We start from the raw sequence: 21,355 nt of genomic DNA on the forward strand, positions 1-21,355 counted from the left end.
GACTAATATTAGAAGGTTAAGAAAAAAACCGGCAAAAATTAGAGTCAGTACAACTCTACGATTAAACGGTGATATTTCGCTCCATTGCGACTGAGTGATATCCATAAATGCCGAGTAATTGCTGTCCAAAAATTGACGCAATCCTAACATTCAAATATTTATAAAAGCGACAGGGTTTTAGCCCGTATTCAGGGAAATGCTGATTTAATGTGTTGAAATGATGATTAAGACTTTGAAATAAAATGGGTTTCTTATTTATAAGAAACCCAAAAGAAAATTATTGTGTGAAAGAAGACCAAATTGGCGCGTGATCAGATGGTTTCTCAATACCACGCAACTCGTAATCAATATCCGCTTCAATACACTTATTCGCTAGACTCTCCGTCGCGAGAACCACGTCAATTCTGAGCCCTCGGTTGTCATCAAAACCGCGTGAGCGATAATCAAACCATGAGAATTTATCATCAGCATTTGGATGTAATTTACGGAAGGTGTCAACGAAGCCCCAATCCAATAGAGTTTGTAACCATTCGCGTTCTTCTGGTTGGAATGAGCATTTGCCCGTTTTTAGCCAACGTTTACGGTTTGCTTCACCAATACCAATATCAAGATCAATCGGGCTGATATTAATGTCGCCCATAACAATTAAGTTGTCTTGATTATTGTGGTATTCATCAAGATATTTCATCAAATCTTGGTAAAACTCGCGCTTATAAGGGTATTTGGTTTCATGGTTAATATTGTCGCCCTGCGGGAAGTAGCCATTGAGAACCGTGGTTTTTTCACCTTGGCTGTTCTCAAAGGTTGCCATGATCATTCGCTTTTGGTGTTCTTCGTTGTCGCTCGGAAAACCTTTTTGAATCGAGACCGGCTCTTGTTTGCAAAGTAGAGCAACGCCATAGTGCGCTTTTTGCCCATGGAAATAGACTTTGTAACCCATGGCTTCAACGTCGGCAATCGGGAAGGCTTCGTCATGGACTTTGATTTCTTGCAAGCCAATTACATCAGGTTGATGTTTGTTGATAAGCGCTTGAAGTTGGTGAAGACGCGCACGTAGACCGTTGATATTAAATGATACGACTTTCATTCGTTCTCCTTATTATTGGCTGACTGCTTTACTGAGCTGCGAGCTTTGCTTCGAGATCACTCTGCACTATTTTGATCGCTTCGAGTGCAGTTTTTGGATCGACCTCGTTGCTTTCTAGTAGATAGATAAGATCGACGGCAAGTTTGATCTCATCTGGTGCCGTTTCTAGGCCTTGCGCCACTGAGTTCATGTTATTGATTTCTCTCTCGGTAGGTGATCTGGTTTTCGAGCTTGTTTTTGGCATCACGGCATCGCTGAAGTCGCTGCTCGGTGGCAAGCAAGGCTTGTTGTGCTTGTTGCTGGGCAAACGGAGGCGCGGAGTTAAGCGCTTGCTGTTTATCAAGTACCATATCCATTAAACGCCGTTCCCACTCCTGATGTTGCGCCAGTTCTTGATAAAGCTTGTTGATTGGCTTTTGAAAGTGGCTGTGATGCTTAGGTTCTTGTTTGCGAATGGATTGGGTGGCCAACTCACGTTGAATCGCACTCAATTGCGAAAAAAGACGCTCTGACAGATATTCGGCTCGGAGCGCAGTTAACTTACCACTCTCTTGCTCACGCATTAAGGTCGTTAAAGTGGCTTGTGCTTCTTTAACGCAGGGCACGAGTAAACGAGAACTCCCGTGAAAAAGACGTTCATCAAACAGTGCTTGGTGATGTTCGCCTCGCGAACGGTCAAGTTCAGCGGCTTGGACTGCTAACTGTTCGAGCGTAGCGATTAGCGGTTTAAATTGGGTCATATTGCGACAAACCATGCGTCATAAGCGAGTTTTATTGCCAAAATACTGACAACGGAAACAAAAATCGGACGGATAAAACCGGCACCAAAGCGAATTGCAGAGTGTGCGCCAACGAAAGCGCCAGCCATTAAGCATACTCCCATGGTTAATCCCAGTACCCAATCGATATGGCCTAAGATAGCAAAGGTAATCAATGAGGTGAAATTACTGGTGAAGTTCATCGCTTTGGCAACGCCAGAGGCCATAAGAATATTGAGCCGATAAAGTGCCATGGTACTGACAGTCCAAAAAGCGCCAGTTCCTGGGCCTGCCACGCCATCATAGAACCCCAGTATTCCACCTTGTAGATACTGTTTTTTACTAAATACAGGGCACGAAACGGGGAGATCGTTGCTGCTATTTTGTGGGGTTTTGTGCCAAACAGAGTAGATTGCCGCCGCTAAAATCACCAAAGGTAGCGCCTTTTCTAACCATTCTGTGCTTATTTGGTCGACAAACAGCGTTCCAAGAGTTGCGCCGATTAACGTTGAGATAAAAGCGCGACGCCAAAACTGCGGTTTGAACAGGCGTTTTCGATAATAGGTAAATGCAGCAGTCGATGACGCGAATGTTGCTGCCAGTTTGTTGGTGCCAAGAGCAATATGCGGGGGCAAGCCGAGAGAAAGTAGGGCGGGCACGGTTAACATTCCGCCACCGCCAGCAACTGCATCAATAAACCCCGCGATGAATGCGACCAGCGCAAGTACCAACAACATGGTTGGTTCTAACATTTCCATTGATTATTCTTCTTGTTCTGGCTGCACTCAAACAGTGAGCTTGTTATTCAATAATGCGCTTAAAAGGCGGTAATGAGTCCAGTAGGGATTGTCCATATCGCTTGGTGACTATGCGTCTATCAAGAATGGTGACTGTACCAGAATCTCTCTCTTTGCGCAGTAGTCTACCGACAGACTGGATCAGTTTTTTGCTCGCCTCGGGTACCGTGATTTGCATAAACGGGTTGCCCCCTTTGTGCTCAATATACTCGGCATGGGCTTGCTCTACTGGAGACGTTGGTACACCAAAAGGTATCTTTGTGATCACCAAGTTTTCCAGTAACTCGCCCGGTAGGTCGAGCCCTTCAGAAAAGCTACCTGTGCCAAAAAGAATGCTGGTTTTACCACATTGCACCAAGGTTTTATGTTTATTTAGAATTTCATTGCGCGATTCTTTACCTTGAACCTGCAGTGCCCAACCTTTTTTGATAAATTTTCCTTCCAGTGCATCGGCGACTTGGTTCATTTGCCAATAGGAAGAGAATAAAACTAAGTTGGCCTGCTTGTCTTTAATTTGATTAGGCAGAATATCAATAAGATATTCCGTAAACTCGCTTGCTTGCGGTTCAAATTTCATTTTAGGTACCCGCAACTCAGCTTGGTTTTGGTAATCAAACGGAGAGGCAAGCGCTAAGAATCGCACTCCATCTTCGGTTTTTTCACTGATCCCCGCTTGCCGGCAGAAAAAACTAAATGAGTTGAGCGCGCGCATTGTCGCGGATACCAGCACTGCGCCAAGACAACGGCTCCAGATCTGTTGATCGAGCTGCCAGCCAACTTCTAATGGAGACACATTGACTGTGAAATCACCTTCACGCTCCGCGCTCACTTCTAACCACCTGGCAAGTGGCGCGCCTTTTTCTCGGGGCGGTTCGGCCATGAGTTGCCATACTTGGGCTAGGTTATCCATTCGTTGAATGTAAAAACCGAGCTCGGCCAATGCGGGTTCTGCAAGTCGCGTGGCAATTTCACCGTCTTTTACTCGTTCGGCAATCAAATCTGCGATCTTGGCGGTTGCTTGTGCTCCTTTGTGCGACATTTGCTTAAGTTGCTTTGATTCTTCCGCTAACCACTCGGGTAAGTCTCCATGCTCAAATCGATAGATTCCCTCACTAAAATGGGCTGGGTCGAAACGAGACGCTAACTGGGTTAATGAAGGGATTAGTTGCTGCACGGAATCTTGTAGCTCGTTGCGAAATCGTGCAACGCGCTTTTCGTCAGCAAGGCTGGCAAATTTGCTGACCGATTGATTGAGTCGCTCCAACCATGCCGCCGCTCCTTTTAAGCTTGCTGCGGCAGAAGAGTGGTCTCGTGCGACATGAGGTAGATGGTGTGCCTCATCAAATACGTAGATAGTGTTTTCGGGCTCAGGGAGAATCACACCGCCACCGAGGTCTGCATCTGCCATCACCAAGCTGTGGTTAGCGATAATGACATCGGCTTTGTCGAGTTCACTACGGGCTTTTTGGAAAGGGCAGCCTCGGTGGGTTGGTAAGCTGTTATTACAACTATGCTTGTCACTGACCACCATTTGCCAAATCTCATCACGGATAGGTTTAGGCCAAGAATCTCGGTCTCCGTCCCACTTTCCTTGCATTAAAGAACGATACATCGTCTCAAGCAGTTCAATGTCTTTGCGTTTTGGCTTGCTTTCAAACAATGCTGCCTGTTGCCCTTCAGCGCCACACGCGCTAGCGAGTTTTTCAGCACAGCAGTACCTTTGTCGCCCTTTCGCCAACAAAAAAGAGAAGTTTAGGTCGGTGATGCGTCTAAATAGAGGTAAATCTTTGTTAATCAACTGCTCTTGCAGAGCAACGGTTGCGGTTGAAATAACCACTTTGCGTTGGCTTAGAAATGCGACCGGAATCGCAGCCATAAGATAAGAAAGCGATTTACCGATGCCGGTTCCCGCTTCCGCGACGATCATGCGATTTTTGCCGTGGTACTCACCACAAAGCGTTTTGGCGATCTCGGCGACCAAATAGTTTTGTGCTCTACGAGGCACAAAATTCTCCAGTTGGGCTTGTAGGTTTTGGTAGCTGTTACGGATTGATTGCTGAATTTTACTGTTGGTCATATGGGCGCCTTACTAACTGAATGCGATAGTAGCACACTTAACTAACTGTTATGTAGTTCACGAAATAGAACGCTTTTAAAATAAATTTCGATCTAGTTCACAAAAAAAAGTTGAACCCTCAAGGAGTTAGAATTTTTTCTAAAGTCGAAAAATATATGACCATGATTTATAATTTATGACGGGATTATATTCTACCAAATGGGTCTAAATGTAATTTTTAAGGATGATTATACTGGTCGTTCAGCCGCTATTGCTTAGTGATGAAAGTGTCAGAGTGTTTAGATATTGCTCGCATTTTGTTTTTATTGTTGTGTAAGTTATTGTTTTTAATTGTTTTTATATTTTTTCATGATGATTTTTTATAAGATTTGACAGCTAGAATAATCTTCTGCAATCTAGCACCGAAATTTGAAAACGGCGGTGTCAAGCGACTCAGTTTGAAACACCTCCAAAAAATATAAAGGGAACCGGATAAGGAATTCCCTAATCTAAGAAAAGGCAGTGGATTAATTATGAAAAAGACTCTAGTAGCTCTTTCAGTACTTGCAGCAGCAACTTCTGCGCAAGCTATCGAAATTTACAACCAAGACGGCGTAACTGTTGGCCTACACGGTGATATCGAAGTTGTTTACATGAACGACTTCCAAGAAAGCTCAATGAAGCAAGAAATCCAAGATGCGGATTTCGGCTTCGACGTACGTTACGCAATCAACGATGAGTTCACTTTCGGTGCATACTGGGAGTTCGACGGTTCTAAGCACACTAACGCTGAAGAAACTAAAAACGGCGATACTTACGTAGCGGTTTACTCAAAAACTTACGGTTCTATCAAGTTTGGTCGTCTATGTACTGCAGTTGATGACCTAGGTATCGGTTCAGACTACCAATACGGTATCAAAACTTACCTAGACAACGTAACTAACGAGTGTGCTGATGAAGGCGTTCGTTACGACTACGACAACGGTACTTTCTACACTACTCTTGGTTTTGTTCAAGACAAACTAAGCACTGAACTAGATGCAAATGGCAACAAGCAAGACGGCACAGAAACAGACTACATGGATGCGCGTGTAGGTTACCGTGTAGCTGACTTCGATCTATCTGCTTTCTACTCAAATACTGACGTTGATGCTGATTACCAAGCATCTCAACCAGCAGACAAGCGTCAAAAAGATCACTCTGGTTACGGTGCTGAAGTTCGCTTCGCTGGTATCGAAAACGTAAACCTAGCAATCGCTTACTACGCATCTAAGTCTGATTTCGACCAAGATGACAACAACGTTGTAGCATTCGCTGCTGACTACTTCATGGACAAGTGGACATTCTCTGCTGGCTACTCAATCGGTGACCACGACGACAATGTAAAAGACCAAGACAACTGGTTCCTAAACGCTGGTTACGGTGTTGCGCCAAATACTACAGTTTACGCTGAGATTGGTGGCGAAGATAAAGACAACGAGCCTAACTACGACAGCGACGTAGCTCTAGCTATCGGTGTTAAAGCTGAGTTCTAATTGAACTTTTGCTAAGATACAAAAAGCCACCTATCGGTGGCTTTTTAAATTCTATTAGTAGTAACATAAATTCTCTAGGAGCGTCCTTTGAAACTAAAACATATCGTTGCGCTAGCAACTGCAGCCTTTGTATTACCTTTACATGCAGCTGAGCTTAGTGCACAGAAAGGTATTTCCATTTTGTTAGTCAATGGGCAAACGGCACAAGAGAAAGTAGGTACTAATCAAGTTACCGACGGTTTTACACAAGCTGTGGTAAAAATGGATGGTAAGATTGGCCATGGCGCCAGCGCAGAAATCTACGAGTCAAAGCCATATGTATTGAACTTCGATGCTAATGGTAGCGATATTGAAGTGAAACTGCCTAAGTTTAACAGCGCAGCGCAAGCTAAACAGGCGTTTGATAGCCAGAAACCGGGTTGGAAAGTGCTGGTTGATGGTAAGAGCGTTGATGTTGAATATGACTTACTGCCAGGTAAAAAAGGTTTTATGCCATATATTGGTATGGAAGACTTAGTTGCTGAGCACAATAAGCAACGCGGTATTTATTTTAAAGAAGGTCAACTTATTGATGCGCCAGTGGCGGTAGAAGTCGCGGCGGTAAGCAGCACATCGTCCGTTACCTCAAGCGCAGCAGTGGCTGAAGCGCCTAAAGTGGCAACCAAAAACGTTGAACAGTTGAAAGCTTGGTACCTGCAAGCGAGTAAAGAAGAACGTAAAGAATTCCGTCGCTGGATGATTGACCAAGAGTAATCATCGAACGATTTAAGAAGGGTTGGCATTGCCAACCCTTTTGCTTAATTAAGAGTAGTTAAAGCAATCAGGGCGGTTAAGCGCACTTTCGATTGCATTTACCAACTGCTTAATATGTGCCGGCTGGCTGATAAAGGGAGGCATCATATAGATAAGCTTTCCAAAAGGTCTAACCCATACCCCTTGCTCGACAAAATGGGCCTGAATGGCCTCCATATTGACAGCTCGCTTGGCTTCAACCACGCCAATCGCGCCCAACCAACGTACGCCTTCCACCAATGGATGCTCTCTGAGCTGCGGTAGCAAGGTGGCAAATTGTTGCTCAATCATATTTGTCTGTTGTTGCCATTGGTTGGTCTCAAGTACTTCCATACTGGCAGTGGCGACGGCGCAAGCTAATGGGTTGCCCATAAAAGTTGGACCGTGCATAAAACATCCCGCCTCTCCACAGCAAACGGTATTCGCTACCTGACTGCTGGCAAGTGTGGCAGATAAGGTCATATAACCGCCCGTGAGCGCTTTACCTAAACATAAAATATCAGGCTCTATTTGCGCATGTTGGTAAGCAAAGAGTTTCCCTGTTCTACCAAACCCTGTTGCAATTTCATCTAGGATCAGTAGTAGCCCATATTGATCACATAGCTGACGCACACCACGTAAAAATTCAGGATGATAGATCCTCATACCGCCAGCGCCTTGGACAATCGGTTCTAATATTACTGCGGCAATTTCGTGGTGATGCTTGGTAATTTTATCCGCAAAATCATCAAGATCACTTGGATCCCACGGTTGCCAAAATCCTGTTTTTGGCGAACTGGCAAAAATATGTTCAGGCAGAAATCCTTTATAGAGAGAGTGCATCGAGTTATCAGGGTCAGTGACTGACATCGCCGCGAATGTATCGCCATGATAACCGTCTCGAAGCGTGAGAAATTTAGCGCGACTTTCCCCTTTAGCATGCCAATACTGTAGCGCCATTTTTAGGCTTACTTCCACCGCGACAGAGCCAGAATCTGCCAAAAAAACATGCTGCAAGTTATCACAGGTCATGTCGATCAGTTTTTTACACAGTGCAATCGCTGGTTGATGAGTGATGCCACCAAACATCACATGGGCGACTTGATCAATTTGCTGATGAGCAGCTTGGTTAAGATGAGGATGGTTGTAGCCATGAATCGCTGACCACCATGATGACATGCCATCAATTAATTGCTCACCAGTGTCGAGCTCAATATTCACCCCATGCGCGCGTGTGACGGGATAACAACTGAGAGGATTGAGAGTAGAGGTATAAGGGTGCCAAATGTGTTGGCGATCAAATTCAAGATCCATGACTGCTCGCTATGGGTTAAAAAATAACCAATCGTAAACTTTTAATTTGTTTTATTGTTGACAGCATATCGCTTGGCTTTAGACTGTCAACAACAAAACGAATAACAAATTAGCTTTGGTGACAAGCCTGAGCATGGATCACATATAAGGAAGACACGTGGAAGTACGTCATAATTGGACTCTGGACGAAGTCAATCAACTGATGCAAAAACCGTTTATGGATCTGTTGTTTGAAGCGCAACTTGTTCATCGTCAATATCAACAACATAACCATGTTCAAGTCAGCACATTGCTTTCAATCAAAACCGGTGCTTGCCCTGAAGATTGCAAATACTGCCCTCAGAGTGCCCGTTATACCACTGATGTTGAGAAAGAGCGTTTGATGGAGGTTGAGCGGGTGCTCGATGCTGCAGTCAAAGCAAAAAATGCTGGCTCGACACGTTTTTGCATGGGGGCTGCATGGAAAAACCCTAAGCAGCGTGACATGCCACACCTAACTCAAATGATTAAAGGGGTGAAAGAGCTCGGTCTAGAAACCTGCATGACACTGGGAATGTTAACCCCAGATCAAGCCAATCAGTTGGCAGAGGCGGGATTAGATTACTATAACCACAATCTTGATACTTCGCCTGAATTTTACGGCAGCATTATTACCACCCGCACCTATCAAGACCGTTTAGACACACTTGCTCATGTTCGTGATGCGGGTATGAAAATTTGTTCAGGCGGTATCATAGGCATGGGCGAGAGCGCCAATGACCGTGCTGGTTTACTGTGTGAGCTTGCCAATCTGCCGACTCATCCAGAAAGTGTGCCAATCAATATGTTGGTTAAAGTCAAAGGGACACCACTTGAAAATGTTGATGACGTCGAACCCTTCGACTTTATCCGCTTAATCGCCATTGCGCGTATTATGATGCCGATGTCGGCTGTTCGTCTGTCCGCAGGTCGTGAGAATATGAATGAGCAAATGCAAACACTTTGCTTTATGGCTGGTGCCAACTCAGTGTTCTACGGATGCAAGTTGTTAACGACGCCAAATCCAGCCGAAGACAAAGATATGCAGTTGTTCAAAACGCTAGGGATTAACAGCCAGCAAGTATCTCAACGCCCAGATGAAATCGAAGAAAACGAGTTACTGGACCGCGTTGTCGAACGAGTTGCCGCTCGTCCAAGTGCCGATGATCTGTTTTATGATGCCAGCGTTTAGTCAGCGAATCGCCGCAAGCTTAATCCACAGGCGCCAGCAAGGGTTAGCACGCCAACTTACCCCGATTGTGCAGGGCAACACAACGGACTTGCATCATCAAGGAAGCGACTACGTCAACTTCTCAAGCAACGATTATTTGGGGCTTGCGAGCGATAAAAACTTATCTAAAGCATGGCAAACAGGGATTGATCGCTATGGTAATGGCAGCGGTGCATCACCGATGGTGACGGGATTTTCCTATGCCCACCGTGATCTAGAAGACAAGCTTTGCCAGTGGTTGGGTTACTCCAGAGCCGTTTTATATAGCTCCGGCTTTGCCGCTAACCAAGCGATGCTATTTGGTTTGCTGGAAAAAAATGATTTGCTGCTGCAAGACCGTTTAAATCACGCCTCGCTAATAGAGGCAGGGATGCTCTCGCCAGCAACAATGAAACGTTTTAGACACAATGACGCTCAGCATTTGGCTCACCTGCTCAGTGATAATACTTTAGTCGTTACTGAAGGGGTGTTTAGCATGGATGGTGACACGGCTCCTCTAATAGATATCGCACAAGCTATTGAAGGCAAGGGGTGGCTTGCGGTCGACGATGCGCACGGTATTGGGGTGCTGGGCAGACAGGGGCGAGGCAGTTGTGATGCCGCTGGTGTAAAGCCCCAACTGCTGGTGGTGACTTTTGGTAAAGCCTTTGGTTTATCTGGGGCGGCAATAATGTGTGACCAAGAGACTGGGGATTACCTAAGTCAGTTTGCTCGTCACCATGTTTACTCAACCGCTATGCCTCCTTCACAAGCGCATGCAGTAGCCGCTGCTATTGAGATGATCGCTTCACAGCAGTGGCGCCGAGACAAGCTCGATGAGCTCTATTATTGTTATGACAAAGCATTGGGTGGCCTACAAGGGTATGTTCATACTCAGACCCCAATTAAGCCATTTATTGTTGGTCAATCAGATCAAACCGTCAGTTTGGCTAACAGTCTCAAAGATGCTGGACTCTGGTTAACCGCCATTCGTCCGCCAACCGTACCGCAAGGGCAAGCTCGCCTCAGAATTACCTTAACAGCAAATCATACGCCTCAACAGATCGCCAAATTAGCGACGGCACTACAAAGCAGGGTGGAGGGATAGAGGATGAATCACGCATTGGCAGAAAATTTTGTCGCGGAGTCAACGGATAAGCAAGCGATATCTGAGGCTTTTGGTCGAGCTGCTCAAACCTATGATCAACATGCCGCCTTTCAGCGCGATGTGGGTCATCGCTTACTCGAATGGCTCCCTTGGGATCTTTCTGGTTGTAAAATCTTGGATTTAGGTTGCGGTACGGGGTATTTCAGTCAGCAATTACTCGCTCGAGGCGCACAAGTGGTGTGTTGCGATCTCTCAACGGCAATGCTGCAGCAGGCTGAAAGCCGCTGTGGTACAGAAAATATTACCTATCAACAAGGTGATGCGGAGTGTTTACCATTTTACGATCACCAGTTTGATTATGTGTTCTCCAGTCTTGCCCTTCAATGGTGTGCCAACCTCGCTGTCCCTTTGGCGGAAATGCGTCGAGTGACGCGCAAAGGGGGACAGGCTATCTTCTCGACATTACTTGAGGGCTCATTAAGCGAATTGAAGCAGGCTTGGGCAAAAGTTGACTCATATCAACACGTCAACGATTTTATAACCGCCAATCAGGTAAAAATTGCGTTAGCGCAAGCCGATTGCAAAAACCATCACTTAGACTTGCCGACCATAACGGTTTGGTACTCTTCTGCGTTCGCATTAATGCGAGACTTAAAAGGGATTGGCGCTAATCATGTGCAGGGTCGTTCATCGGGAATGACTCGTCGTCAATCACTTAAGCACTTAGAACAAGAGTATCAAAATTTTCAGCACAACCATCAGGGGCTAGTACCCGCAACATATCAGGTTTGTTTGGGGAAAATTAATCTATGATCGATGCATTTTTTATTGCTGGTACGGACACCGATGTAGGTAAAACAGTGGCTTCTAAAGCGATTTTAAACGCTTTAAAAGAAAAAGGTTTGAATACCATTGGCTATAAGCCCGTCGCGGCCGGTAGTGAAAAAACAGAACAGGGTATGCGTAACTCAGACGCTCTGTATCTACAGGGCGCGGCAACAGTTGAGGTTGCTTATGAAGACGTAAACCCATATGCGCTTGAGTTACCTGCATCACCGCATATTGCAGCGAAGCGAGAAAACGTCGAAATTGACTATGACGTATTGAGTAATAAGTTGACTCAACATAAAGCTAACGCAGATATTGTATTAGTTGAAGGTGCTGGCGGTTGGCGCGTACCAGTATCTGACAGTGACTGTTTATCAACTTGGGTTCAACGTGAGAAGTTACCTGTGGTTTTGGTTGTTGGGATCAAGTTGGGTTGTTTAAGTCACGCATTGCTGACGCTTGATGCAATTAAAGCTGATGGTCTTGATGTTGTCGGTTGGGTGGCTAACCGAATCAACCCAGGTACCGAACACTACGCCGAGATCATTGATATGCTAGAACAGAAGATTGATGCGCCTAAAATCGGTGAAATCCCTTATGTTCCGAGTGTAAAACGCAAAGAGCTTGCTAAATACATCGATGTTACCCCTCTAGTTGGTGACATTTAAAAAGCGTTATCGCGGATAAGCGGGAACGAAAAAAAGGGCTGCAAACTGCAGCCCTTCTTAATATCAATTCAGACTATTTCTCGTTGTTTAAACCCATCAAAGCTGATTGAGTTTCTACTACGCGCTGTTGCATCGCTTGCTCAGATGAAATGCCGAGCTGCTGCATTGCTTCCTCTTCTGAAATACCTAGGTGACAACACAACAAATCGATTGCCATTTGGTAGTTGTTTGCTTCAACCATGAGCTTCCTGTCCTGACGTTGTTTTCTTTACCTACCAGTAAATCTAGCAGTTTTTTTACACCTAACAATTCGACCAAAGTCTAATTCTTCTTGAGGTGTATCGAGCCAAACCAGCGGGATTGATTGGCTAACATTGAGTCGGATTGAAAACAAATGTATCAATTTGCTTCTATCACTTGAGTTTAATGTGATTCGACTATATCTATGTGCTAGCCTAGACGTGAGTCTCACTGAGTCGACTAACGGCTAGTGGGTATAAAGGCGTTTTTAAAAATGCCACGAAAAATAAAGCTTCCAGTTTCGGAGATAAGTAATGAAACGAGTTATGTTATTCCTAGCAACAAACTTAGCTGTTGTCCTAGTGCTAAGTGTTGTTCTGAATATTGTTTATGCTGTCACGGGTATGCAGCCTGGTAGCCTATCTGGCTTGCTATTAATGGCGGCTGTGTTTGGTTTTGGTGGTTCATTTATCTCTTTGCTGATGTCAAAGAGTATGGCACTGCGTTCAGTGGGTGGTGTGGCGATTGAAAGTCCACGCAACGAAACGGAGCACTGGTTGCTAGAAACGGTTCGCCGCCAATCTGAGCAAGTAGGTATCGGCATGCCAACGGTCGCAATCTATGATTCGGCTGATATTAACGCCTTTGCAACGGGTGCTAAGCGTGATGACTCATTGGTTGCTGTCTCTACCGGGCTACTTCACAATATGACACGTGATGAAGCCGAAGCAGTATTGGCTCATGAAGTGAGTCATATTGCCAATGGTGACATGGTGACTATGACCTTGATGCAAGGTGTGGTGAATACCTTTGTCATCTTCCTATCGCGCTTTATCGCTAACATTGTCTCTTCAAACAGCAGTGACGAAGAGGGTGAGGGCGGCAGCAACATGATGGTCTACTTTGGCGTATCAATGGTACTTGAGTTGGTATTTGGCTTTTTGGCGAGCTTTATTACCATGTGGTACAGCCGCCATCGTGAGTTTTATGCAGATGCAGGCGCTGCGAGTCTCGTAGGTAAAGAAAAAATGATTGCGGCGCTTGAGCGTTTGAAGATGAGTCACGAGTCTCAACTAGAAGGCTCAATGATGGCGTTTGGTATTAATGGCAAGCGTTCAATGACAGAGCTGCTGATGAGCCACCCACCATTGGACAAGCGTATTGCCGCGTTGCGTAATGGGCGATAATCGCGTTTATAAAATCTGATTAATGAATCTAAAAGGCTTGGATGAAAATCCAAGCCTTTTTTGATCCCTTCATACCGAAATGCGTAAGTCTTGGTTAGTTATAAAAATTTGTACAACTTACTGATCTGTTCTAGAGTGAAAGTGTTATACAAAAAATATTTGTGTACAATTAATTGGGGTCAATCATGGATGTAGCGACAGTTGGGTCAGTTTATCAACAATTAAGTAAAGCAAATCTCCATTTGCTTAACGATGTATACCATCAAGATGTCGTGTTTGAAGATGCGGCGCACCGCCTCGAAGGGTGGGGGCAACTAAAACGCTATTTTGATGCGCTATATCGCAACGTGGACAGTTGCCAGTTTAACATCCAAGCTCAGCAGCAGCAGGGAGACAGTGGTTTTATCACTTGGACCATGGAGCTAAGGCACCCTAAATTGCAGCGAGGGCAAACTATTTACGTCAATGGTGTTAGCCATCTGAAGTTTTCTGAAGGTAGGGTCATTTATCATCGTGACTATTTCGACCTTGGCGAAATGCTGTATGAAAACTTACCTCTGCTCGGTTCAATCGTAAAATCGATCAAGGCGAGGTTAGGCGAATGAATACGGTGCTGATTACAGGGGCGACTTCTGGTATCGGCTTGCAGTTGGCTCAGGACTATCTGGCGCAGGGCGATAGGGTTGTTGTATGTGGTCGTAATCCCATCGCGTTGAGCGAGTTTGATAACGTGGGTGACAAAGCTGAGACTCTGCAGTTTGATGTCACCAATACCGCAGCCACTGTCAACGCGTTAGCTGAGATGCGCTCACAACCCAATATCTGGATTTTTAATGCGGGCAACTGTGAGTATGTCGAACAAGGCCTACTAGATGCAGAACTAATTCGACGAGTTTTTGATACTAATTTCATCGGACTGGTTAATTCGTTGCAAGCTGCGCAACCCTTGTTCAAATCCGGCGATCAAGTCGTGGTTGTTGGTTCGATTTCAAGCGAGGTCGCCTTGCCACGAGCTGAAGCCTATGGCGCGTCCAAGGCCGCGGTAAGCTATCTTGCGCGAACATTACAAATGACTCTCGCACCAAAAAACATCAAAGTGTCGGTTGTTTATCCAGGGTTTGTCAAAACGCCCCTAACGGATAGAAATACATTCGAAATGCCGATGATAGTGTCAGCAGAGCAAGCCTCCCGAGCTATCCGGCGCGGCATCGAAAAGCAAAGCGCTTATATTTACTTTCCTGCGCGTTTTACCTCAATCCTTAGGTTGATCGGCGTTTTGCCCTATCGTTGGCAAAACCTACTCACGCAAAAGTTACTCAAGGGATAGCCTCGCAAAGGTTGAATGATTAAAAACTATAATTAACGGACTAAGGATCATCACAATGAAGATAGCGATAATTGGCACAGGAATATCAGGCTTAACGTGTGGTTATTATCTACATCAGCGCCACGACATCACTTTGTTTGAAGCCAATGACTATATTGGCGGGCATACTGCGACGATTGATTTAGAGTTGGACGGACGCACCTATGCGGTAGATACCGGATTTATTGTTTACAACGATCGCACCTACCCCAATTTTATTAAGATGATGAACGAGGTGGGCGTTGAAGGCGTGCCGACACAAATGAGCTTCTCAGTGGCAAATAGAGCCAGTGGGTTGGAATATAACGGCCACACGATTGCCACATTATTCGCCCAGAAACGCAATTGGTTTAAGCCTCGTTTTTACAAATTTATCGCAGAGATACTTCGCTTCAATAAGTTAGTCAAAGAGTTAGCGCAGCAGCAGAACGCGTCGGGCATAGACAGTACACTTGGCGACTTTCTCACTCAGCACCGCTTTAGTGACTTTTTCTGTGACAATTACATTCTCCCGATGGGAGCGGCCATTTGGTCTTCAACCCTTGCTGATATGCGTGCCTTCCCACTCGGTTTCTTCGCTCGATTTTTCTTAAACCATGGCTTGTTGGATGTGGTTAATCGCCCTCAGTGGTATGTGATCAAAGGAGGGTCCAAACAGTATATCCCAGCTTTAACACAGGGGTTTGCTGATCGGATCAAGCTCAACTCGCCCGTGCAGAGTGTAACTCGAGATGGTCAAGGCGTAGTTGTGATGGTCAATGGTTCAGCAGAGAGGTTTGATCAGGTGATCTTTGCTTGTCATAGTGACCAAGCATTAGCATTGCTGGCTGATCCTTCACATCAAGAGCAAGCAGTGCTCTCGTCTTTAACCTATCAAGTTAATCAAGTGGTCTTGCACACGGACACCAAACTTTTGCCGACGCGCAAAGCAGCATGGGCATCATGGAATTATCGGCTTGATGGTTCGGACAGTGAGCAAAGTGCACCGCCTTCTTTGACCTATAACATGAATATCTTACAGCATATTGAGAGCCCACATACGTTCTGTGTTTCTCTCAACTGTGCAGATTTGATTGAGAACAGCAAAATTTTGCGCACATTTAACTATAGCCATCCGGTATTTAACACTGAGTCAATCGCGGCTCAGAAGCAGCGTAGCACCATTAATGGTGAGCAACAGACATGGTTCTGTGGGGCGTATTGGTACAACGGTTTTCATGAAGATGGTGTTCGCAGTGCGCTAGATGTAGTCAAGGCGCTTGAGGAGCAGGCGGTTGATTCCCCAATTAAGGGAGCGGCGTAGATGAAAAGCGCACTCTTGGTTGGCTCGGTCAGACATCGTCGTTTTACACCTGTGAAGCATTCGCTTTCTTACCCGTTATTTATGCCATGCTTAGATCTTGATGAACTAGATTTGGTATTTAGTCATGTTTGGGGATTGGGGGATAAATGGTGGCATTGGGCAAGGTTTCGTCGCGAAGACTATCTTGGTAAAGGTGATCTGAAACGCGCTGTGTTGGACAAAGTATGTGAACTCACGGGCGACAACATTGCCGATGGACGCGTAGAAGCAGTGATTCACTTAAGGTACCTCGGTCTTTACTTCAGCCCCGTCAACTTCTACTACATTTATGATTGTGACAACCAGTGGCGTTACCTATTGGCGGAAGTCAGTAATACCCCTTGGAATGAGCGACATTATTACGTCGTTCCAGCAACAGGTAATGGTCGTTACGAACATGACAAAGCTTTTCATGTCTCTCCTTTCAACCCAGTAGAGCAAAAATATCACTGGATGGTCAAACCCCTGTCTAGTCGTCTACATGTCCATTTGGAGTGCCACAGAGAAGATAAAGAGTTTGACGCGACACTATCGATGCGCAAGCAACCGTTAAGTGAATTTGCTTTAGCGAAGAAACTGATCGTGACTCCGGTGATGGCAGTAAAAGTCACCATAGGGATTTATTGGCATGCTTTAAAACTATGGTGGAAAGGCGCTCCTTTTTACTCTCATCCTAAGTATCGCCAAGATTCAGACCACCAAGAAAAATCAAACAAAGGAGCATAGGAAGATGACAACTCAAACTCTAACCCTTCCAAAGCGACTGTCGTCGATTGAACAAACTGCGAGAAGTGTTGTTTACCGTTGTATGAGTAAAATTTCTGTTGGCGCTTTAACCGTGGTGGAAGAATTTGAAACGGGTAAAGTCGAACATAGGGAAAGCTTTGGTCAAGGCGGCCCTTCGCATCCATCCGCAATGATTATCGTACGTAACCCTGCATTTTATACCCGCCTATTGAAAGGAGGCAGTATTGCGGCTGCGGAGGCTTATATGGATGGATGGTGGGATAGTCCGGATCTGACTGCATTGACGGAGCTTATGGCACGCAACCTTGCAACGTTAGACAACTTAGAGAACAGAACCAGTTTTCTCACCGATGCAATTAATCGCGTCGCCCATTGGTTTAATCGCAACACCTTGGAGAACTCGCAAAAAAATATCCATGCGCATTACGATTTGAGTAACGAGTTATATCAGACGTTTCTTGACGACAATATGCTCTACTCCTCAGGAGTGTTTGCTCAGCAAAACGATTCGTTAGAACAGGCACAGATCAACAAGATGGAACGCCTGTGTCAGCAACTACGCCTGACTGCTGGCGACCGTGTGATGGAAATTGGTACCGGCTGGGGGGGAATGGCCATTTATATGGCGCAGAATTACGGCTGCCATGTCACCACCACCACCATCTCTGATGCCCAATACCAGTTCGCTAAGCAACGGGTCGAAGCGCTAGGGCTAAGCGATAAGATCACTTTACTTAAACAAGATTATCGTCTGCTTGAAGGGCAATTCGATAAGCTGGTTTCGATAGAAATGATAGAAGCGGTGGGCAAGGAATATCTGACCTCTTACATTAAAAAATGCCAATCGCTATTAAAACCTCAAGGGTTGATGGCTATTCAAGCGATTACCATTGCTGACCAGCGATACAAAAGTTACAGCAATAGCGTCGACTTTATCCAAAAATACATTTTCCCCGGTGGCTTCTTGCCCTCCATTACTGCATTAACCCAAACAGCCACTCAAAGCAGTGACTTAGTGCTTCGCGATCTGTTTGATATAGGCGAAGACTACGCAATAACGCTTAACCACTGGTATCAACGCTTCAACGCGAATCTGTCACGAGTTGAAGACCTTGGTTTCGATCAGCGCTTTATTCGTATGTGGAACTACTACTTCTGTTATTGCGAAGGCGGGTTCAAAGCGAAGACTATTAGCACTGTTCATATGACATTTCAGCGTCCTTAATAGCGTATGAGTGAGCTAAAACGCCTTGTCATCGTTTCCACACTGTTCCAACTGGTTTGGTTTCTCGCGGTGCTGGGAAGAGAGTCTTGGCAGTGGCTCACTTTGGTTATTGTGGTGGGGATGCTTTTGATGACTGTGCGTGTTCAAGGCTTTAAATGGTGGCCGTGGCTACTGTTAACCCTGACGGGCGTCACTCTTGATAGCTTGAATGTCTCTTTTGGATTATTGATTTTTGACCACCACTGGTTACCAACGTGGTTGATATTACTCTGGGCTGCTTTTTGCTGGTATGCCTACTTTCTTACCCAAGTCGTGAGCCAATATCCGTTATGGCTCGTATCTATTGTTGGTGGACTCGCTGGCGCGGCAAGTTATCTCGCTGGCTACAAACTGGGTGCAGTGTCACTAGGCGTATCCTTACCTGTGGCAATTGTGTTGTTTTTCATTGAGTGGATAGGAATTGTCCTGCTCTGTATGAAAGTAAACAATGGAAAGGGTAAACAACATGAAGATAGCAACGACACCTTGGCTTAACGCATTGATACTGAGTACCGCTTTGACTGCTTCTTTACCAACCTATTCTTCTGTAGCGCAAGGGAATCAATCCGATTGGCGGCATGTCGACAACTGGCAGAGTTGGCAGCAAGTCGGGCAAGCACAGTTATCAATACTTTTTTTCGATATTTACCAGTCGCGACTGCTGACACCGTCCGGAATTTACCAGCAGCAGTCATTTGATGTGACGCCCCATCCATTAGCGTTAACCATTGAGTATCAACGCAATATCAGCCAAGAGCAGCTGTTAGATGCTACGTTTGAGCAATGGTTGAAGTTGGGTTTTGCCAAGCAAGATGCTAAACGTTGGATTGATCAGCTTTCAGCCATTTTTCCCGATATCAAGTCAGGACAGACGTTAACTTACGTAACCAATGGTTCGACTGGTAAGTTTGTCTACTCTCCGCGGCCTTCACAAAGCCGCCATATCGGTTCAATTTCTGACGAGTCACTCAATGATGCCTTTCTTTCTATTTGGTTATCACCCAAGAGTGAATATGCCGATTTGCGGCAACAACTGATAGGAATGAGATAATGAGAGTGCGATTATTGGCAATGCTGTCCAGCTTACTCGTTTTGGTTGGTTGTGGCTCACAACTTGATGATTATAAGCAAAGTAGCCCGGCATTTGCATTATTTGATTACTTCGAGGGTGAGGTGACGGCGTGGGGTATGGTGCAAGATTTCTCAGGCAACAAAACGCGCAGCTTTGAAGTATCTATAGTGGGTACAGTGGAAGGTGAGAAATTAACGTTGGTTGAAGACTTTGTCTACAGCGATGGCGTTGAAGAGCAGAGAATTTGGCATATCAATAAACTTGCCGATGGTCGTTATCAAGGCACTGCACAAGATATTATTGGCCTTGCCCATGGCGCAGAGCAGGGCAATGCAATGCGGTGGCAATATGATTTTGAGTTGCCATACGAAGGATTGACCATCACAGTCGCGATGGATGACTGGTTATTTCGTCAAGATGAGCGACATCTATTTAATATCACTAAAGTGAAAAAGTTCGGCGTTCAAGTCGCCACCGTAACCATATTCTTTCAAAAACAGTAATTCAGTTTCAACCAAATAAAAAAGCCTCCAATTGGAGGCTTTGTCGTTTTAACAGTGCGTTACAGCTTGTCAGTTAGCTCGATTGCTTGACCGATGTAGTTTGCAGGCGTCATTTCTTTCAGACGTGCTTTCTCGTGCTCAGGGAGCTCAAGACCGTCGATGAAATTACGCATTGCTTCGCCGTCTACACGCTTACCACGAGTTAGCTCTTTTAGCTTCTCGTATGGCTTCTCGATGCCGTAACGACGCATTACCGTTTGTACTGGCTCTGCTAGTACTTCCCAATTTTTGTCTAGCTCAGCAAGCAGTGCCTCGCGGTTTACTTCCAGCTTGCTGATACCTTTAAGCGTAGAAGTGTAAGCGATGATTGCGTAGCCAACACCCACACCAAGGTTACGTAGAACCGTTGAGTCAGTTAGGTCACGTTGCCAGCGAGAAATCGGTAATTTTTGTGCTAGGTGACCGAATACAGCGTTCGCAAGACCTAGGTTACCTTCTGAGTTTTCAAAATCGATTGGGTTAACTTTGTGAGGCATTGTTGAAGAACCGATCTCACCAGCAATGGTTTTTTGCTTGAAGTGGCCTAGTGCAATGTAACCCCAAACGTCACGGTCGAAGTCAATCAGGATAGTATTGAAACGAGCAACAGCGTCGAATAGCTCAGCGATGTAGTCGTGAGGCTCGATTTGAGTTGTGTAAGGGTTCCAAGTTACACCTAGAGACTCAGTGATAAACTCTTCAGAGAACTTATGCCAATCTAGCTCTGGGTAAGCTGAAAGGTGAGCGTTGTAGTTGCCTACTGCGCCGTTGATTTTCGCTAGAATTTCAACATTTTCAATTTGCTTAAATTGACGCTCCATACGGTACGCCACGTTTGCCATTTCTTTCCCCATTGTTGATGGAGAAGCTGGTTGACCGTGCGTACGAGATAGAAGAGGAATATCGCGATATTCCACTGCTAGCGCTTTAATAGCGTCGATAAGATTGCGGATTTCTGGAAGAATCACGTTTTCACGCGCTTCTTTTAGCATTAGAGCGTGCGAGGTGTTGTTGATGTCTTCAGAAGTACATGCAAAGTGGAAGAACTCGTTGACTGCGTGCAGTTCAGGAACGTCTGCTACTTTCTCTTTTAGGAAGTACTCAACCGCTTTTACGTCGTGGTTAGTTGTACGCTCGATCTCTTTGATACGGCGTGCATCTTCTTCAGAGAAGTTTGCAGCAAGGTCGTCTAGGAATTGGTTTGCTTCTGCGCTAAACGCAGGCACTTCTGCAATTTCAGCAGTAGCAGCAAGCTTTTGTAGCCAGCGGATTTCAACGATAGTACGGTACTTTAGTAGACCGTATTCACTGAAAATTTCGCGTAACGCAATTGTCTTGCTTCCGTAACGACCGTCTACTGGTGAAACAGCAGTCAATGCTGACAGTTCCATGATGTTCTCCTGAATTGGGTTTCTAAATTTCGTGAGCTTTATACCAATAACTGT

General features: G+C 45.4%; 23 protein-coding genes. 15 read left to right on the forward strand and 8 right to left on the reverse strand.

Features of this window, described 5'->3' with window-relative positions:
* Positions 1-277 precede the first annotated feature (277 nt).
* From xthA to dinG, 5 genes are read right to left on the reverse strand one after another with little or no spacing between them, the layout of a single operon-like run.
* Positions 278-1,087 carry an exodeoxyribonuclease III gene (gene xthA, locus GZK95_RS05375; protein WP_075716193.1) on the reverse strand — a complete coding sequence of 270 codons (810 nt, stop codon included), beginning with the start codon at positions 1,085-1,087 and terminating at the stop codon, positions 278-280.
* 28 nt (positions 1,088-1,115) lie between these two features.
* The gene (gene rsmS, locus GZK95_RS05380; protein WP_075709243.1) at positions 1,116-1,277 is read right to left on the reverse strand and encodes a pleiotropic regulatory protein RsmS; all 162 of its coding nucleotides are present in this window, start codon (positions 1,275-1,277) and stop codon (positions 1,116-1,118) included.
* 1 nt (position 1,278) lies between these two features.
* Positions 1,279-1,827, reverse strand: a complete 549-nt coding sequence (locus tag GZK95_RS05385; RefSeq protein WP_075709244.1) for a primosomal replication protein — start codon at positions 1,825-1,827, stop codon at positions 1,279-1,281.
* Entirely contained in the window at positions 1,824-2,603 is a 780-nt protein-coding gene (locus tag GZK95_RS05390) for a TSUP family transporter (protein ID WP_075714093.1), read from the reverse strand. The genes GZK95_RS05385 and GZK95_RS05390 overlap by 4 nt, the downstream gene beginning before the upstream one ends.
* A 43-nt stretch (positions 2,604-2,646) precedes the next feature.
* Positions 2,647-4,719 (reverse strand): ATP-dependent DNA helicase DinG, encoded by a 2,073-nt coding sequence (dinG, locus tag GZK95_RS05395; protein WP_075714095.1) that lies wholly within the window; start codon positions 4,717-4,719, stop codon positions 2,647-2,649.
* A gap of 512 nt (positions 4,720-5,231) precedes the next feature.
* On the opposite strand from dinG, the gene GZK95_RS05400 reads away from it, so the two are divergent.
* Together GZK95_RS05400 and GZK95_RS05405 are read left to right on the forward strand one after the other, a co-directional pair.
* On the forward strand, positions 5,232-6,233 hold the full coding sequence (locus GZK95_RS05400) for a porin (protein WP_075712913.1): 1,002 nt from the start codon (positions 5,232-5,234) through the stop codon (positions 6,231-6,233).
* An 87-nt stretch (positions 6,234-6,320) separates the two neighbouring features.
* Positions 6,321-6,986 carry a DUF2057 family protein gene (locus tag GZK95_RS05405; RefSeq protein ID WP_075712915.1) on the forward strand — a complete coding sequence of 222 codons (666 nt, stop codon included), beginning with the start codon at positions 6,321-6,323 and terminating at the stop codon, positions 6,984-6,986.
* A 48-nt stretch (positions 6,987-7,034) separates the two neighbouring features.
* Here the strand turns inward: GZK95_RS05405 and bioA are convergent, their stop codons facing one another.
* The gene (gene bioA / locus GZK95_RS05410; RefSeq protein WP_075712917.1) at positions 7,035-8,318 is read right to left on the reverse strand and encodes an adenosylmethionine--8-amino-7-oxononanoate transaminase; all 1,284 of its coding nucleotides are present in this window, start codon (positions 8,316-8,318) and stop codon (positions 7,035-7,037) included.
* A gap of 157 nt (positions 8,319-8,475) precedes the next feature.
* Between bioA and bioB the strand changes: the two genes are divergently transcribed.
* The 4 genes from bioB to bioD are packed head-to-tail and all read left to right on the forward strand — an operon-like array spanning position 8,476 to position 12,150.
* Positions 8,476-9,528 carry a biotin synthase BioB gene (bioB, locus tag GZK95_RS05415; protein WP_075709250.1) on the forward strand — a complete coding sequence of 351 codons (1,053 nt, stop codon included), beginning with the start codon at positions 8,476-8,478 and terminating at the stop codon, positions 9,526-9,528.
* The gene (gene bioF / locus GZK95_RS05420) at positions 9,515-10,654 is read left to right on the forward strand and encodes an 8-amino-7-oxononanoate synthase (protein ID WP_075712931.1); all 1,140 of its coding nucleotides are present in this window, start codon (positions 9,515-9,517) and stop codon (positions 10,652-10,654) included. Before bioB ends, bioF begins: the two co-directional genes overlap by 14 nt.
* 3 nt (positions 10,655-10,657) lie before the next feature.
* Complete coding sequence (bioC, locus tag GZK95_RS05425) at positions 10,658-11,467, forward strand: malonyl-ACP O-methyltransferase BioC (protein WP_075712919.1); 810 nt, start codon at positions 10,658-10,660, stop codon at positions 11,465-11,467.
* Complete coding sequence (gene bioD / locus GZK95_RS05430; RefSeq protein ID WP_075712921.1) at positions 11,464-12,150, forward strand: dethiobiotin synthase; 687 nt, start codon at positions 11,464-11,466, stop codon at positions 12,148-12,150. Before bioC ends, bioD begins: the two co-directional genes overlap by 4 nt.
* A 73-nt stretch (positions 12,151-12,223) precedes the next feature.
* Here the strand turns inward: bioD and GZK95_RS22075 are convergent, their stop codons facing one another.
* Positions 12,224-12,391, reverse strand: coding sequence for a hypothetical protein (locus tag GZK95_RS22075; RefSeq protein ID WP_167369926.1), 168 nt, complete (start codon positions 12,389-12,391; stop codon positions 12,224-12,226).
* A 313-nt stretch (positions 12,392-12,704) separates the two neighbouring features.
* On the opposite strand from GZK95_RS22075, the gene htpX reads away from it, so the two are divergent.
* The 9 genes from htpX to GZK95_RS05475 all read left to right on the forward strand — a co-directional run bounded on the left by htpX (position 12,705) and on the right by GZK95_RS05475 (position 19,871).
* Complete coding sequence (gene htpX / locus GZK95_RS05435; RefSeq protein ID WP_075709253.1) at positions 12,705-13,577, forward strand: protease HtpX; 873 nt, start codon at positions 12,705-12,707, stop codon at positions 13,575-13,577.
* A 185-nt stretch (positions 13,578-13,762) separates the two neighbouring features.
* Entirely contained in the window at positions 13,763-14,182 is a 420-nt protein-coding gene (locus tag GZK95_RS05440; protein ID WP_075709254.1) for a nuclear transport factor 2 family protein, read from the forward strand.
* Entirely contained in the window at positions 14,179-14,904 is a 726-nt protein-coding gene (locus GZK95_RS05445) for an SDR family NAD(P)-dependent oxidoreductase (RefSeq protein ID WP_075712923.1), read from the forward strand. Before GZK95_RS05440 ends, GZK95_RS05445 begins: the two co-directional genes overlap by 4 nt.
* Before the next feature lie 55 nt (positions 14,905-14,959).
* Entirely contained in the window at positions 14,960-16,246 is a 1,287-nt protein-coding gene (locus GZK95_RS05450) for an NAD(P)/FAD-dependent oxidoreductase (protein ID WP_075712925.1), read from the forward strand.
* A complete protein-coding gene (locus GZK95_RS05455; protein WP_075712927.1) occupies positions 16,247-17,011 on the forward strand; it encodes a DUF1365 domain-containing protein in 765 nt (254 codons plus the stop codon).
* A gap of 4 nt (positions 17,012-17,015) precedes the next feature.
* Positions 17,016-18,257 (forward strand): SAM-dependent methyltransferase, encoded by a 1,242-nt coding sequence (locus GZK95_RS05460; RefSeq protein WP_151148861.1) that lies wholly within the window; start codon positions 17,016-17,018, stop codon positions 18,255-18,257.
* Positions 18,258-18,263: 6 nt separating this feature from the next.
* Positions 18,264-18,791: a DUF2878 domain-containing protein gene (locus tag GZK95_RS05465; protein WP_075713549.1), complete on the forward strand. Its 528-nt coding sequence runs from the start codon at positions 18,264-18,266 to the stop codon at positions 18,789-18,791.
* Positions 18,763-19,347 (forward strand): chalcone isomerase family protein, encoded by a 585-nt coding sequence (locus GZK95_RS05470; RefSeq protein WP_083626107.1) that lies wholly within the window; start codon positions 18,763-18,765, stop codon positions 19,345-19,347. The genes GZK95_RS05465 and GZK95_RS05470 overlap by 29 nt, the downstream gene beginning before the upstream one ends.
* Positions 19,348-19,367: 20 nt before the next feature.
* Entirely contained in the window at positions 19,368-19,871 is a 504-nt protein-coding gene (locus GZK95_RS05475; protein WP_083626109.1) for a DUF3833 domain-containing protein, read from the forward strand.
* 59 nt (positions 19,872-19,930) lie between these two features.
* Here the strand turns inward: GZK95_RS05475 and purB are convergent, their stop codons facing one another.
* Positions 19,931-21,301 (reverse strand): adenylosuccinate lyase, encoded by a 1,371-nt coding sequence (gene purB, locus GZK95_RS05480; RefSeq protein WP_075709261.1) that lies wholly within the window; start codon positions 21,299-21,301, stop codon positions 19,931-19,933.
* Positions 21,302-21,355: the final 54 nt, after the last annotated feature.

Source organism: Vibrio panuliri (assembly GCF_009938205.1).
In the GTDB taxonomy this organism is placed as follows: domain Bacteria; phylum Pseudomonadota; class Gammaproteobacteria; order Enterobacterales; family Vibrionaceae; genus Vibrio; species Vibrio panuliri.

Bases quoted from the DNA above. Each gene is read 5' to 3' on its own strand.
- rsmS (WP_075709243.1), bottom strand. From the start codon at position 1,277: ATGAACTCAGTGGCGCAAGGCCTAGAAACGGCACCAGATGAGATCAAA.
- GZK95_RS05400 (WP_075712913.1), top strand. From the start codon at position 5,232: ATGAAAAAGACTCTAGTAGCTCTTTCAGTACTTGCAGCAGCAACTTCT.
- GZK95_RS05465 (WP_075713549.1), top strand. From the start codon at position 18,264: ATGAGTGAGCTAAAACGCCTTGTCATCGTTTCCACACTGTTCCAACTG.
- GZK95_RS05455 (WP_075712927.1), top strand. From the start codon at position 16,247: ATGAAAAGCGCACTCTTGGTTGGCTCGGTCAGACATCGTCGTTTTACA.
- bioD (WP_075712921.1), top strand. From the start codon at position 11,464: ATGATCGATGCATTTTTTATTGCTGGTACGGACACCGATGTAGGTAAA.
- dinG (WP_075714095.1), bottom strand. From the start codon at position 4,719: ATGACCAACAGTAAAATTCAGCAATCAATCCGTAACAGCTACCAAAAC.
- GZK95_RS05475 (WP_083626109.1), top strand. From the start codon at position 19,368: ATGCTGTCCAGCTTACTCGTTTTGGTTGGTTGTGGCTCACAACTTGAT.
- GZK95_RS05440 (WP_075709254.1), top strand. From the start codon at position 13,763: ATGGATGTAGCGACAGTTGGGTCAGTTTATCAACAATTAAGTAAAGCA.
- bioF (WP_075712931.1), top strand. From the start codon at position 9,515: ATGCCAGCGTTTAGTCAGCGAATCGCCGCAAGCTTAATCCACAGGCGC.
- GZK95_RS05470 (WP_083626107.1), top strand. From the start codon at position 18,763: ATGAAGATAGCAACGACACCTTGGCTTAACGCATTGATACTGAGTACC.
- GZK95_RS22075 (WP_167369926.1), bottom strand. From the start codon at position 12,391: ATGGTTGAAGCAAACAACTACCAAATGGCAATCGATTTGTTGTGTTGT.
- GZK95_RS05445 (WP_075712923.1), top strand. From the start codon at position 14,179: ATGAATACGGTGCTGATTACAGGGGCGACTTCTGGTATCGGCTTGCAG.
- GZK95_RS05460 (WP_151148861.1), top strand. From the start codon at position 17,016: ATGACAACTCAAACTCTAACCCTTCCAAAGCGACTGTCGTCGATTGAA.
- GZK95_RS05450 (WP_075712925.1), top strand. From the start codon at position 14,960: ATGAAGATAGCGATAATTGGCACAGGAATATCAGGCTTAACGTGTGGT.
- xthA (WP_075716193.1), bottom strand. From the start codon at position 1,087: ATGAAAGTCGTATCATTTAATATCAACGGTCTACGTGCGCGTCTTCAC.
- GZK95_RS05385 (WP_075709244.1), bottom strand. From the start codon at position 1,827: ATGACCCAATTTAAACCGCTAATCGCTACGCTCGAACAGTTAGCAGTC.
- htpX (WP_075709253.1), top strand. From the start codon at position 12,705: ATGAAACGAGTTATGTTATTCCTAGCAACAAACTTAGCTGTTGTCCTA.
- purB (WP_075709261.1), bottom strand. From the start codon at position 21,301: ATGGAACTGTCAGCATTGACTGCTGTTTCACCAGTAGACGGTCGTTAC.
- GZK95_RS05390 (WP_075714093.1), bottom strand. From the start codon at position 2,603: ATGGAAATGTTAGAACCAACCATGTTGTTGGTACTTGCGCTGGTCGCA.
- bioC (WP_075712919.1), top strand. From the start codon at position 10,658: ATGAATCACGCATTGGCAGAAAATTTTGTCGCGGAGTCAACGGATAAG.
- bioA (WP_075712917.1), bottom strand. From the start codon at position 8,318: ATGGATCTTGAATTTGATCGCCAACACATTTGGCACCCTTATACCTCT.